This window comes from Amphibacillus indicireducens, from assembly GCF_039539605.1.
Lineage (GTDB): Bacteria > Bacillota > Bacilli > Bacillales > Amphibacillaceae > Amphibacillus > Amphibacillus indicireducens.
In genome coordinates, this window is record NZ_BAABDL010000076.1 from 1 (window position 1) to 13,536 (window position 13,536).

Here is a 13,536-nt window from a genome sequence, read left to right on the forward strand (position 1 = left end):
TGGCATTCACTTTTGGCAATTTAATGGGCAAATCACCTATAAAAAATCAAGTTATGAATAATGCAGGAATAGTTATGTTCGAGGAATTTTAAGACTTTAAATGATGCTTGGTAGAAAATGAAGGGGGTGTTAATCGATGAGCGTGAAGACAATCGAGAAAGTGAAAGAAATTGAACGTCAAGCTGAAGCCCTTGAGCGTGATTATGAACAACAGCTTCTTGAATTGAAAAAATCAAATGAAATAGAAGTTAGCCAATTAGAAGATACATTGGCAAGTGAATTAGCTACGTTTAAAGCACAAGAAACAGAAAAGCTCACAGAGAAATTACAACAATTAAAAGCAACAAATCAAAAGGAAGCAGAAGAACAATTAGTAGAATTGGAACGTGTTTTTTACGATAAAAAAGAAGAATTGGTTCAGGCGGTCGTTAAGGAGGTTATGAGAAAGTATGGCAATAGCTAAAATGAATAAATTGACACTCATATCTTTCCATGAGCAGAAAGACCAGTTATTAAAATCAATTCAAGAATTGCAAAACTTAGAAGTTGTTGACTTGCATGCGACAGAATTAGGAGATTTAGACATATCAACTAACGATGTTGAACAACTAAGAACAACGATTAAGCATTGTGAAACACAAATTGATCAAATCGAATCTGCGTTAACTTTTCTTCAGTCACATTTACCAAAACCGTCGCTTTTGAAAAAGTTACGAACAAAGAAGCAAGCTTATACACTTGATCGCTTGTCAGCTGAAGTCGATCAGTTTTCAACAAAAGAACTTGTTAATCATTTATTAAATAAGCAAATTGAGCTTGAAAAAATTGACGAGCAGCGTCAAGAGCTAACTGAAGAAGAATCATTTTTATCAAACTGGCAGAAATTAAATTTCTGTAAACAAGATGTGCAGAATCCAAAATTTATAACTGGAAGTGTCGGTACTGTTCCACAACATATTCAAAATCAATATATCAATCAGTTAAAAGAAGCTGATATTTTATTTGTTGAAGAGATTTATCAAAATAAATATGAACATGGTGTTTTTATTGCCTATGATCTAACGAATAAGGAAGAAGTGCAGGACTTACTAAATGATTGTCATTTTGATGACTTAACGACGAATTTTGTCGAACTCCCATCTGAAGCATTAAAAAAGATCAAGCACGAATTGACTGAGCTTCAAGCAAGTCAGAAGCAAATTATTAGTGATCTTGAAAAGATGGGAACTGAAGAATGGCAGTTAATGCTTGCCGATGAATATTATCAAGCAATGCTTGAACGAGAGAAGAGTAAATTACTTTTCATAGATGAAAAGCATTTGTTTGTAATGGAAGGCTGGTTAGAAGAAGCTGAAGTTGATTCTATGAAGCAAGCCTTAGAGGAAACCTTAAGTCAACATGATTATGCTTTGTTGATCACCGATGTTATGGAAGAGGATTATAATCGTGTGCCAACCGTGTTAAAAAATAATGGTTTTGTTGCACCTTTCGAGAATATTACCGAAATGTATAATCTTCCTAAATATAATGAAATTGACCCGACTCCTTATCTTGCACCATTTTATTTTGTCTTTTTTGGGATGATGGTGGCTGATCTTGGTTATGGATTACTTTTATTTCTAGCAACATTTTTAGCATTTAAGTTATTTAATTTTGATTCTACGATGAAGAAGAATTTGAAGTTTTTTCACTTAATATCCTACCCAACAATGATTTGGGGATTAATTTATGGATCATTTTTCGGCTTTGAATTACCATTTGTATTATTGTCAACGATAGACGATGTTATAACGATCTTAGTTATCTCGGTCGTTTTTGGTTTAATTCATATCTTTGTTGCTTTGGGATTAAATACTTATTTGAAGCTAAGAGATGGCGACAAGTATGGTTCAGTCGCGGATGGCTTTGGTTGGATCATGATCTTATTAGGATTAATTATCTTATTAGTTGGTTCAATGCTGATTAATAATCAACTTTTAAGTCAAATTGGTGGAGGACTTGCGATTTTAGGTGTGCTAAGTATTTTAGGTGCGACAATGCTAGCTTCTAAAAATAAAGCACTTGGTCTAGGCTTAGGCGTTTACAATCTATACGGCGTAACTGGATATATTGGTGATATTGTAAGTTATTCACGTCTAATGGCACTTGGTGTCTCAGGAGCCAGTATTGCGCTTGCGTTTAATATGATCATTGGATTTATTCCGCCAATAGGTCGCTTTACAATCGGGATTGTATTATTTGTTGCCCTACATGCATTAAATCTAGGTTTAACAATGTTAAGTGCATACGTACATGGTGCACGATTAATTCTTGTGGAGTTCTTTGGTAAATTTTATGAAGGTGGAGGTAAGGCATTTAAGCCATTAAAAGCCTCTGAAAAATATATTCAATTAAAAAGTAAAAATGAACGATTAAGAGATGGAGGAATTTAATTATGGAAAGTTGGTTACAATTTTTTGTAGAAAACAATGGTGGGTTAATTTTTGCTACATTAGGAATTGCAATAGCAGTTATTTTTGCTGGGTGGGGTTCAGCTAGAGGGGTTGGAATGACTGGTGAGGCAGCAGCTTCATTAATAAAAGAACAACCAGAAAAGTTTGGTAAATCATTAATCCTGCAACTACTACCAGGTACTCAAGGTTTATATGGCTTTGTTATTGGGTTCTTAATTTACATTAATATGGATCCAGGCATGGCGTTTGGTGAGGGAATTTATATGTTAATGGCAGCTTTACCCGTAGCATTTACTGGGTTAACTGCTGGTATTGCACAAGGTCGAGTGTCAACTGCAGCAATTCAAATCTTAGCTAAAAGAGAAGACCAAAATACAAAAGGTATTATTTACTCAGTTATGGTTGAGACATACGCCCTTTTAGGATTAGTTATTTCCTTCTTACTTGTAATAGCATAAGATTAAAAATAGTGAGAGGATGGAATTCATGGAAGATATTAGCGTTTTGTCAGTACAAATTTTGTCACGGACTAAAAAGCAGGGACAAAGCAAACTAGAAGCTTATCAAAAAGTTGCTGATGATAAGCTTGAGGAAACTAGTAAAAAGCTTGAAGAAAGTGAAAAACGACAAAAAGACTTAATTATTCAGCAATTAAACAATGATTATGAACGTCAGATTCAAACAATGAAAAACAAACAAAGAAACCAGATTTTAGCTAAAAAACAAGAACTATTAAATACCGTTTTTGATCAAGCCGTAACTGAGCTTGAAAATTGGGATGAAACGCAATTTAGCCAGTTTTTATCTGGTGTGCTAAGTAAAATTGATCCAAATAAAGAGTGGTCAATTGTTTCTGGTGAACGTTCAGTCAAACTGATGCAATCTAATCAAGTAAAAACTGTTTTGTCTCACTATTCATTTGTCACTGTGTCTGACCAAACAGTTAATAATAAAGCAGGCTTTATTTTAGAGCAAGGTGGAATTGATTATAATTTCTGCTTTGATGTCTTAATAAATGAACTGAAAAAAGATTTTTCTCCACAACTTGCGACCCTAGCATTTTAAAAAATTCTGCTAGTGTTCAAATTAATGAGTAAGGGGGGAGAATAAATGCGAGATACTGAATATAAAGGGATTAATACACAAATTCGTGTCGCTGAGACGAAATTGTTTTCACGAGAAGATTATGAAAAAATGCTTCGAGCAGAAGGACTTCGTGGTGCTTTAGATGTTTTGAAGGGCACAGACTATTATTTTGATGAACAAGAAGTGTTACATACGAAGAACTTTGATCAGTTTTTGATGGCTCGATTACAAACTGTTTATGATGAACTTTTTGAGATGACACCGAATCGTGAGGTAGTCGAAATATATACGTTACGTTACAGCTACCATAATCTTAAGGTGTTGCTCAAACAAAAGCTTAAAGAAGTTGACCTTGAGCATTTATTAATTCCAATTGGGAAAGAATCAATTTCCACGTTACGTAACTTAGTTAAAACTGAACAGTCGGAAATACTTGATCCAATTATAGTCGAAGCTGTTCAACATGCTTTAGAAGATTACAAAACATTTGAACGAATTGAAGCAATTGATGTCTATATGGATACGTATTATTACAAGCATATCCGTGCGATTGCTGATGAACTAAATAATGCGACAATATCTAAAGTCGTTGATGTCATGATTGATTTAGACAACTTATCAACAGTGATCAGAAGTTTAAATCAACAGAAATCACGGTCTTTTCTCCATACGGTGCTATCAAGCTCTGGCTCAATTGCTAAGCAAGCCATTATCGATGCAGCTGATCAAGGAAAAGGAGCTTTAAGTGAACTTTACTTAAGTCAACCGTATGCAAAAGAGTTAGATGCGATTTTAGGCGATTCTAGAGCAGAGATCAACCCGATGATGCTTGACCGGATCATCGAGGAAATTATTGATGAATTAATGGACGAGGGCAAGTATCAAGCTTTCGGGCCAATGCCTGTTGTTGCCTATATTTTTGCGATTGAAAAAGAAGTAACAAATATTCGATTAATTCTTGTTGGAAAAGATAATCAAATCGATGATCAAATTTTAAGAGAAAGGATGCGACCTATTTATGGCTCATAGAATAGCGGTAGTTGGAGACAAAGATTCGGTACTTCCTTTTAAAATCCTTGGGTTTGATGTGTTTGCAGCTGATACAGGTAAAGAAGCAAGGCAAACAATCGATTCTTTAGCAGAAAAAAAATACGGTGTTATTTATTTGACCGAAGCGATTGCTGAAGAAATACCAGATACAATTAAGCGATATGACGCAGAAGTTAAGCCTGCGATTATCTTAATTCCAAATCATAAGGGATCACTAAATATCGGAAAAAACCGAATTGAAAAAAATGTTGAAAAAGCAGTAGGACAAAATATTTTATAACTAGGAGGGGACTTATTTGAAAAAAGGAAGAATTGTCAAGGTTTCCGGTCCTTTAGTTATGGCAGAGGGTATGGAGCAAGCGAATATCCAAGACCTTTGCTATGTAGGGGACATGAGATTAGTCGGTGAAATCATTGAAATGCGTAATGATGTCGCCTCTATTCAAGTATACGAAGAAACCTCTGGACTCGGCCCTGGCGAACCGGTCGAAACGACTGGTGAAGCTTTATCTGTAGAATTAGGTCCTGGAATCGTTTCACAAATGTTTGACGGGATTCAACGACCACTTGATACGTTTAAAGAAAAAACTGAAAGCGACTATCTTGTTAGGGGCGTTAATATTTCAAATTTAGATCGTGATCAAAAATGGTCTTTTACAGCGACAAAATCAGTTGGTGATCAAGTTGAGACTGGTGATATTGTCGGTACGATTCAAGAGACAAAAGTTATCGAACACCGAATTATGGTTCCACACGGTATTAAGGGAACAATCAAATCAATTGAAAGTGGCGAATATACGTTAGAAGACACTGTTTTTTCAATTGAAACTGAAGCTGGTGTTAAAGAGTTAACGATGTTACAAAAATGGCCTGTTCGTCGAGGCCGTCCATTTAAGAAAAAGTTAAATCCAAATCAGCCAATGGTCACTGGTCAACGTGTCATTGATACATTTTTCCCAATTACAAAGGGTGGCGTGTCTGCTGTACCTGGACCGTTTGGTGCTGGTAAAACAGTTGTACAGCACCAAATTGCGAAATTCAGTGACGTTGATCTTGTTGTTTACGTTGGATGTGGTGAACGTGGAAATGAGATGACAGACGTTCTGAATGAATTTCCTGAGTTGATTGACCCAAACACTGGTGAATCATTGATGGAACGGACAATCTTAATTGCGAACACGTCAAACATGCCAGTAGCTGCACGTGAGGCATCAATTTATACAGGTATAACAATTGCTGAGTATTTCCGTGACATGGGTTATAGTGTTGCGATTATGGCTGATTCTACATCACGTTGGGCTGAAGCACTTCGTGAAATGTCAGGTCGTTTAGAAGAGATGCCAGGGGATGAAGGTTATCCGGCCTATTTAGGAAGTCGAATCGCTGAATATTACGAGCGTGCTGGTCGCGTTATTTCAGTTGGCTCTGATGAGCGTGAAGGAAGTATTACTGCGATTGGTGCGGTGTCACCTCCAGGTGGAGATACATCAGAACCAGTTACTCAAAACACATTACGTGTCGTAAAAGTGTATTGGGCACTTGATTCATCGCTTGCACAAAAACGTCACTTCCCATCTGTTAACTGGTTAACGTCCTATTCACTTTACTTAACTGAAGTTGGTGAATATATGGACGAGGCATTAAAAACAGACTGGTCGAAGATGGTTCAGCATTCAATGAACTTATTACAAGAGGAAGCTGAGTTAGAAGAGATCGTTCGTCTCGTTGGAATTGAATCACTATCTGAAAAAGACCGATTAACGATGGTAATTGCGCAATCATTGAAGGAAGATTATCTCCAGCAAAACGCTTTTGACGATGTGGATACATACACTTCACGTCAAAAACAATTTGTCATGCTTGATTTAATTTTATCGTTTGAAAAAGAAGCGCGTGAAGCGATGAAACTCGGTGCTTATTTTGATGAGCTTATTGAAGGAACAGATGAACTCCGTGATCGAATTGCGCGAGCTAAATATATTAGTGAAGATCAAATCGATCAGATTAAAGCAATTAAAGAAGATACTAAAGAAATCATTCATGAGATTGTTTCTAGAGGGGGGATGACAGAAAATGCTGAAGGAGTATAAAACAGTTAGTGAAGTCATTGGACCTCTAATGGCGGTCGAGCAAGTCGAAGGTGTTAAGTATGATGAACTTGTTGAAGTCCAAATGCAAACAGGTGAAATCAGACACGGTCAAGTACTTGAAGTTGATGGCGATAAAGCGATGGTGCAAATTTTTGAAGGGCCAAGTGGAATCAATATTAAAGATACAAAAGTTCGCTTCCGAGGAAAACCACTTTCTCTCGATGTCTCTGAAGATATGGTGGGGAGAGTTTTTGACGGAATGGGTCAACCGATGGATGATGGCCCAGCGATTATCCCTGAGGCGAGTTTAGATGTAAATGGTCAAGCGATTAATCCAATTGCCCGTGACTATCCGGATGAGTTTATTCAAACGGGGATCTCGTCAATTGATCATTTGAACACACTCGTTCGTGGTCAAAAATTGCCTGTATTCTCTGGATCAGGTCTACCACACCGTGATTTAGCTGCTCAAATTGCACGTCAAGCATCTGTGTTAAACAGTGATGAAAAATTTGCAGTTGTTTTTGCGGCGATGGGGATCACTTTTGATGAAGCTGAGTTCTTCATGGAAGATTTCCGTAAAACAGGTGCGATTGATCGTTCAGTTATGTTTATTAACTTAGCGAATGACCCTGCGATCGAGCGGATTGCGACACCAAAAATGGCATTGACTACAGCTGAGTACTTAGCTTTTGAAAAAGATATGCACGTACTCGTTATTATGACGGATATGACTTATTATTGTGAGGCATTACGTGAAATCTCCGCAGCTCGTCGTGAGGTTCCAGGTCGACGCGGTTATCCCGGGTATCTGTATACGAACCTTTCAACATTATATGAGCGTGCAGGACGTTTAGTTGGCAAAAAAGGATCAGTCACGCAAATTCCAATCCTGTCAATGCCAGAGGATGATATTACACATCCAATTCCAGATTTAACAGGTTATATTACTGAAGGGCAAATTATTCTTTCTCGTGAATTGCACAATGCGGGTGTGAAGCCACCGATTGACGTGCTTCCATCGCTATCACGATTAAAAGATAAGGGAACAGGTGAAGGGAAAACCCGTGTTGACCATGCACCAACAATGAACCAATTATTTGCTGCATACGCAAAAGGGAAAGAAGCAAAAGAATTAGCGATTGTTCTTGGAGATTCTGCTCTATCAAAAACTGATCGATTATACGTTGAATTTACTGATCGTTTTGAAGAAGAATATATCAATCAAGGTTTTTACACAAACCGAACAATTGAAGAAACATTAGATTTAGGTTGGAAGTTGCTTTCAATCTTGCCTAAGTCAGAATTGAAACGGATTAAGAGTGATATGATTGAAAAGTTTATGCCGGAAGGAGAGTGATTAGGTCATGGCGAGATTAGATGTCAAGCCAACTCGGATGGAATTATCCAACCTTAAAGACCGTTTAGCTATTTCAACTCGTGGTCATAAGCTTTTAAAGGATAAACAGGACGAGCTGATGCGTCAATTCATTACATTAATTCGTCAAAATAATGAATTGCGTGCAGAAGTCGAAAAAGAACTAACTGAAGCGATGCGTGCTTTTGTCGTGGCGAAATCTTTATTAAATGAATCCTTTATTGAAGAATTATTTGCTGTTCCAAATACGTCGGTTACTTTAGATATACAAGAGAAAAACATTATGAGCGTAATCGTGCCTCAAATGGATTTCATGGTTGACGAAGCTGTTAAAGAGCCAGAAATGCAATATGGCTTTTTAAACTCAAATAGTGAGCTTGATCAAGCAATTGATCGAATTAAAACGATTTTACCTAAACTCTTAAAGCTTTCCGAAATCGAGAAAACCTGTCAGCTCATGGCTGATGAAATTGAGAAGACACGACGCCGAGTGAATGCACTTGAGTATTTAAAGATTCCGGAATTAGAAGAAACGATTTATTATATCGAAATGAAGCTTGAAGAAAATGAACGTGCTAATATTACCCGGATAATGAAAGTTAAAGATATGGGGCAATAAACTAAAAAACCATTCGTTGCTAATCGACGGATGGTTTTTTTGGTGAAGCAATATTGTTGACACTTGGCGGGTTAAGGATTAGAATGGTTTTTAACTATAAAATATGATAATTCATATTATTCAGTTAATTTAAACTAAAGGTGGTGTCAAAGCATGGAGAAAGCAGATAATGATTGGTGATTGGGTTAACTTAAGATCAAGTAAGGGTGAACAGATTCATGGTTATGTTGAAAAAATGACGGGTGATCATACAGTCGTCCAATTGCGTGTCGTTTCAAGTGAAAATCAGATCTTAGTTGGTCAGAGCATCCAGGTTCAAGTGAACAAACTAACGAAAGAAGATGAGACCGAACAATATAGTGCTGGGGAATTAAAGCAGTTAATTGATCTTGCCCTACTAACAAATGATAAAGCATGGTTTGACTCACTGATGACAAAATATCAAAAGTTGAAGATCAAACAAAATAATTAATTTTAAAGTTTTATTATGAAAAAGGAATTCAGTTGATGAACTGGATTCCTTTTTTCATATCATTATAATTTAAATAGATTTACTTCTACTTAAATGGTTTAGAGGTGACACTCCGTGATCTGCACTCTGGGTGGACGCTTTCCGCGGGATCGGCCTCAACTTTTATTGTTCCACTACCGTGTCACAATAAGGATTTTCGGACTCGATCTTGTCCCGCTGGAGTCGCCACCCGTCGTTCCAATCACTTGGTTGGCGCTTTTGATAATGAATTATAAATTGATTATTTTTTGAAAAAGACTTGAATTATTTGATGTTATTTTAAATGTAAAATTAAAACATACAAAGGAAATTCTAATAATTCTAAGACTTCAAAGAATCCAAAAGATTATAAAAATATAATTGATTCTATTTACGAGAAAACCTTAAATAGAATCTTTTTACTTAGTAAGACTAGGTGGTGTCTCAGATTTTTTTAATTTGAATAGATCGATCAAGCTAATCACGCACTTCAATTGACATCATTCAAAATCTATGATAAAAAATATATGTTAGCACTCTAACTGTCTAAGTGCTAATTATATATTTAGAAAGAGGAGATAATGATGGCAAAACAACAATTTGAAGCAGAATCAAAACGATTATTAGATTTAATGATCAACTCGATTTACTCAAAGAGAGAAGTTTTCTTAAGAGAATTGATTTCAAATGCAAGTGATGCAATTGACAAAATGTATTACTTAGCACTTACTGATGATTCAATTACGTTTGATCAAAGTGATTACTACATACGAATTGACGTTGACAAAGAGAAACGTCAATTAACAGTTACCGACACTGGAATTGGGATGACAAAGGAAGAATTGGCATCTAATCTAGGTGTGATTGCTAAAAGTGGTTCATTAGCATTTAAAAATGAGAATGAAATTAAAGATGGCCACGACATCATTGGCCAATTCGGGGTTGGTTTTTATGCGGCTTTTATGGTCGCTGATCATGTAACTGTTCACTCAAGAGCGCACGGAGAAGAGCAAGCTTATCAGTGGTATTCTGAGGGGGCTGAAGGCTTTACGATTGAACCATGTGAGAAAGAAAGCGTAGGAACGACGATTACTTTAAAGATTAAAGAAAATGCTGATGAAGAGGATTTTGATCAGTTTTTAGAGCCTAGTCATCTACAATCGATCATTAAGAAATATTCAGACTTTATTCGCTATCCAATCAAAATGGAACTCTCAGAACAAAAGCTTAAAGCAGATTCTGATGATGAATATGAAACAGTAATTGAAGAGAAAACAGTTAACAGTATGGTTCCGATCTGGAAGAAAAATAAGTCAGAACTAACAGATGATGACTATATTCAATTTTATCAAGAGAAGCATTATGGATTTGACCAACCACTTAATCATATTCACATCAGTGTGGATGGGAATATTCGCTATCAAGCGATTCTTTATATTCCTGAAACAGCACCATATGATTACTATTCAGCTGAATATGAAAAAGGTTTAGAACTCTATTCAAGTGGTGTATTAATCATGAACAAAGCTCCTGAATTATTACCAGATTACTTCAGCTTTGTGAAAGGATTAGTTGATTCTGAAGATCTTTCATTAAATATTTCTCGTGAAATGCTTCAGCACGATCGTCAATTGAAATTGATTGAAAAGAATTTAACACGTAAAATTAAACAAGAATTATTAAAAATGTTACGTAATGACCGAGAAAAATATGAGAAATTTTTCGAAGCATTTGGTCGTCAATTAAAATTTGGTGTTTACAATGACTTTGGTCAACATAAAGAGACATTAAAAGATCTGTTGCTATTCTACTCTTCAACTGAGAAAAAATTAGTGACATTAAAAGAATATGTCGAGCGAATGAAAGAGGGACAAGACTCAATTTTCTATGCAACTGGTGAAACAAATGCTCGAATTGAACGATTACCACAAACAGAATTGGTTCAAGAAAAGGGATATGAAATCTTATATTTAACAGATGATATTGATGAGTTTGCAATTAAAATGTTAGTTGATTATGATGAAAAAACTTTTAAATCTGTATCGAGTGGGGATCTTAATTTAGTAGATGATCAAGATGAAGAGTCAGTTGAATTAACAGATGAAGAACAAGCATTGTTTAATAAAATGAAAGAAATTCTAAAAGATAAGGTGACGGATGTTCGACGTTCGAAACGATTAAAATCACATCCGGTTTGTTTAACAAATGAAGGTGAAATTTCAATTGAAATGGAAAAGGTATTAAGTATGATGCCTGATAACCAAGGAATCCAAGCAAATAAAGTACTTGAAATTAATACGGATCATGCCATTTTCCAATCATTAAAAACAATTGAGCAAAATGAAGCAGACAAGCTTGAAAAATACGCAAACATATTATACAATCAAGCACTCTTAATTGAAGGCTTACCAATTGAAGATCCACTAAGCTTTACGAATGATGTGTGGGAAGTTTTAAAATAAGCTACAATTTACACCTAAGTAATGTATAATTTTGTCGAATCGTGCCATCCTAATGCTATTGGAGGTGTTAGGATGGAACACGTAAAATTAATTATGATTAAGTATTTTGCAACGTTCGTCTTACTCTACTTAGTGTTAGGAATTGCTTACGGACTGACAACAAGTCAAATTTTCTTCGTTAGCTTAATTAGTTTGGCGCTCTATTTTCTTGGAGATCTCTTTATTTTAGATCAAACGAACAATTTTATCGCAACATTTTCAGATGTTGTCATTAACTTTATCGTAATCTATCTCCTATTGGATGTAGTCGGTTTTGCTGGTGACCGATTAATCGCAGCATTCATCTCATCGATCGTACTTGGCTTTTATGAAATCTTTTTTCATCTATACGTCACAGAAGAATTCAGTTATGAACATGAACCGATTTCAATCGGACGCTATGACTATTTGATGGAGTTGTCAGAAGAATTTGAGCCGTTTATTGACGATGAGGAAGATGATTATTACTAGATAATCAACTAATTAACAATTTAATGACTGAGAAAAAGCACTGGGTTTCGTTTTGAAATCACAGTGCTTTTTTAGAGAATATGATTTGACAATCGGATCATTAATCCGTAAGCTTTTAGTAGTATTTGCTTGTTAGAGCTATTGAATGGGGGAAATCGTTTGAAACTATTAATTGACTTATTTTTTACATTCTCACGAGTAGGTTTGCTAACCTTTGGTGGTGGTTATGCAATGCTACCTATTCTGCAAAAAGAAGTTGTCGAAACGAAAAAATGGACTACTGAAGAAGAGATGATTGACTATTTTGCGATCGGCCAAACGACACCCGGTATCATTGCTGTAAATACAGCCACATTTGTTGGTCATAAGCAACATGGTGTCCTAGGTGGAATTGTAGCAACATTGGGCTTAGTTTTCCCATCATACATAATTATTACAATCATCGCTATGTTCATGCGTAACTTTTCAGACTCCATTGTTTTACAAAATGCATTTGCCGGGATTCGTGTCAGTGTGTATGTGCTAATTTTAAGTGCTGTACTTAAATTATGGAAAAGCTCAGTCGTTGATAAGATCGGTTTGCTAATCTTTTTACTCGTCTTTACACTGTCTATTTTCACGAATTGGTCACCAGCAGTTTTTGTAGTTATTGCAGGTGTGATTGGTGTAATTGTGAAGTGGCAAGAGAGGAGGCAAGTTAAATGATCTATTTACAGTTATTTTATGAATTTTTTAAAACAGGTTTGTTTGCTGTTGGTGGTGGACTGGCAACATTACCATTCTTATACGATATGTCTGATTCAACAGGCTGGTTTACTCATGAACAGTTAGCAGATATGATTGCAATCTCAGAGTCCACACCAGGTGCAATCGGAATTAATATGGCAACGTATACTGGATATTTAACGGCTGGATACCTTGGTGGTCTCGTTGCGACAATTGGACTTGTGACACCTTCGATTATTATTATTTTAATTATTGCACGTGTATTAACCAAATTTAGAGAAAATCAGATTGTTGAAGCAACTTTTTACGGTTTAAGACCGGCTTCAACAGCATTAATTGCAGCAGCTGGTTTTTCAGTTGTCTGGCTTGATTTGTTTGACTTTTCTCATTTAGTTAATACAAATGACTGGCTTGGTTTTGTTAATTTGAAAGCACTTGCTTTAGCAATTATTTTGTTTTTCCTGATGAGACTAAAACTCTTTAAGCATTTGCATCCAATTTATTTCATTGCTTTCTCGGCAATTGTCGGGATTATCTTTCAATTTGCTCAATAATCGTAACCTTATTAGTTTGATCTCGACTAATTAAGTGAATTGATCAAGGTAACGTCAAAAGTTCTATGAAAAGAACTGAAAAATCGAGATCCCAAAAGTTTAATGGCAAAAAAACGAC

14 protein-coding genes are annotated in these 13,536 nt (G+C 35.8%); all 14 read left to right on the top strand.

The window, feature by feature from the left end; genetic code table 11:
- The first annotated feature begins 136 nt into the window (after positions 1 to 136).
- The 14 genes from ABD814_RS07280 to ABD814_RS07345 all read left to right on the top strand — a co-directional run bounded on the left by ABD814_RS07280 (position 137) and on the right by ABD814_RS07345 (position 13,418).
- Positions 137 to 463, top strand: a complete 327-nt coding sequence (locus tag ABD814_RS07280) for a hypothetical protein (RefSeq protein ID WP_344911765.1) — start codon at positions 137 to 139, stop codon at positions 461 to 463.
- Entirely contained in the window at positions 450 to 2,432 is a 1,983-nt protein-coding gene (locus tag ABD814_RS07285; RefSeq protein WP_344911767.1) for a V-type ATP synthase subunit I, read from the top strand. The genes ABD814_RS07280 and ABD814_RS07285 overlap by 14 nt, the downstream gene beginning before the upstream one ends.
- Positions 2,433 to 2,434: 2 nt before the next feature.
- Positions 2,435 to 2,911, top strand: coding sequence for a V-type ATP synthase subunit K (locus tag ABD814_RS07290; protein WP_344911769.1), 477 nt, complete (start codon positions 2,435 to 2,437; stop codon positions 2,909 to 2,911).
- Between the two features lie 28 nt (positions 2,912 to 2,939).
- Positions 2,940 to 3,518 (top strand): V-type ATP synthase subunit E, encoded by a 579-nt coding sequence (locus tag ABD814_RS07295; RefSeq protein ID WP_344911771.1) that lies wholly within the window; start codon positions 2,940 to 2,942, stop codon positions 3,516 to 3,518.
- A gap of 45 nt (positions 3,519 to 3,563) precedes the next feature.
- Positions 3,564 to 4,568 carry a V-type ATPase subunit gene (locus tag ABD814_RS07300; RefSeq protein WP_344911773.1) on the top strand — a complete coding sequence of 335 codons (1,005 nt, stop codon included), beginning with the start codon at positions 3,564 to 3,566 and terminating at the stop codon, positions 4,566 to 4,568.
- Complete coding sequence (locus tag ABD814_RS07305; protein WP_344911775.1) at positions 4,558 to 4,869, top strand: V-type ATP synthase subunit F; 312 nt, start codon at positions 4,558 to 4,560, stop codon at positions 4,867 to 4,869. The genes ABD814_RS07300 and ABD814_RS07305 overlap by 11 nt, the downstream gene beginning before the upstream one ends.
- Before the next feature lie 16 nt (positions 4,870 to 4,885).
- Complete coding sequence (locus tag ABD814_RS07310) at positions 4,886 to 6,679, top strand: V-type ATP synthase subunit A (RefSeq protein WP_344911777.1); 1,794 nt, start codon at positions 4,886 to 4,888, stop codon at positions 6,677 to 6,679.
- Positions 6,663 to 8,039, top strand: coding sequence for a V-type ATP synthase subunit B (locus ABD814_RS07315; protein WP_344911779.1), 1,377 nt, complete (start codon positions 6,663 to 6,665; stop codon positions 8,037 to 8,039). The genes ABD814_RS07310 and ABD814_RS07315 overlap by 17 nt, the downstream gene beginning before the upstream one ends.
- A 7-nt stretch (positions 8,040 to 8,046) precedes the next feature.
- Complete coding sequence (locus tag ABD814_RS07320) at positions 8,047 to 8,676, top strand: V-type ATP synthase subunit D (RefSeq protein ID WP_344911780.1); 630 nt, start codon at positions 8,047 to 8,049, stop codon at positions 8,674 to 8,676.
- 169 nt (positions 8,677 to 8,845) lie between these two features.
- On the top strand, positions 8,846 to 9,148 hold the full coding sequence (locus ABD814_RS07325) for an IDEAL domain-containing protein (protein ID WP_344911781.1): 303 nt from the start codon (positions 8,846 to 8,848) through the stop codon (positions 9,146 to 9,148).
- A 602-nt stretch (positions 9,149 to 9,750) separates the two neighbouring features.
- Positions 9,751 to 11,628: a molecular chaperone HtpG gene (gene htpG / locus ABD814_RS07330; RefSeq protein ID WP_344911783.1), complete on the top strand. Its 1,878-nt coding sequence runs from the start codon at positions 9,751 to 9,753 to the stop codon at positions 11,626 to 11,628.
- Between the two features lie 72 nt (positions 11,629 to 11,700).
- Positions 11,701 to 12,138 carry a DUF2512 family protein gene (locus ABD814_RS07335; protein ID WP_344911784.1) on the top strand — a complete coding sequence of 146 codons (438 nt, stop codon included), beginning with the start codon at positions 11,701 to 11,703 and terminating at the stop codon, positions 12,136 to 12,138.
- A 159-nt stretch (positions 12,139 to 12,297) separates the two neighbouring features.
- Entirely contained in the window at positions 12,298 to 12,843 is a 546-nt protein-coding gene (locus tag ABD814_RS07340) for a chromate transporter (protein WP_344911785.1), read from the top strand.
- Entirely contained in the window at positions 12,840 to 13,418 is a 579-nt protein-coding gene (locus tag ABD814_RS07345) for a chromate transporter (protein WP_344911787.1), read from the top strand. Before ABD814_RS07340 ends, ABD814_RS07345 begins: the two co-directional genes overlap by 4 nt.
- Positions 13,419 to 13,536 lie beyond the last annotated feature (118 nt).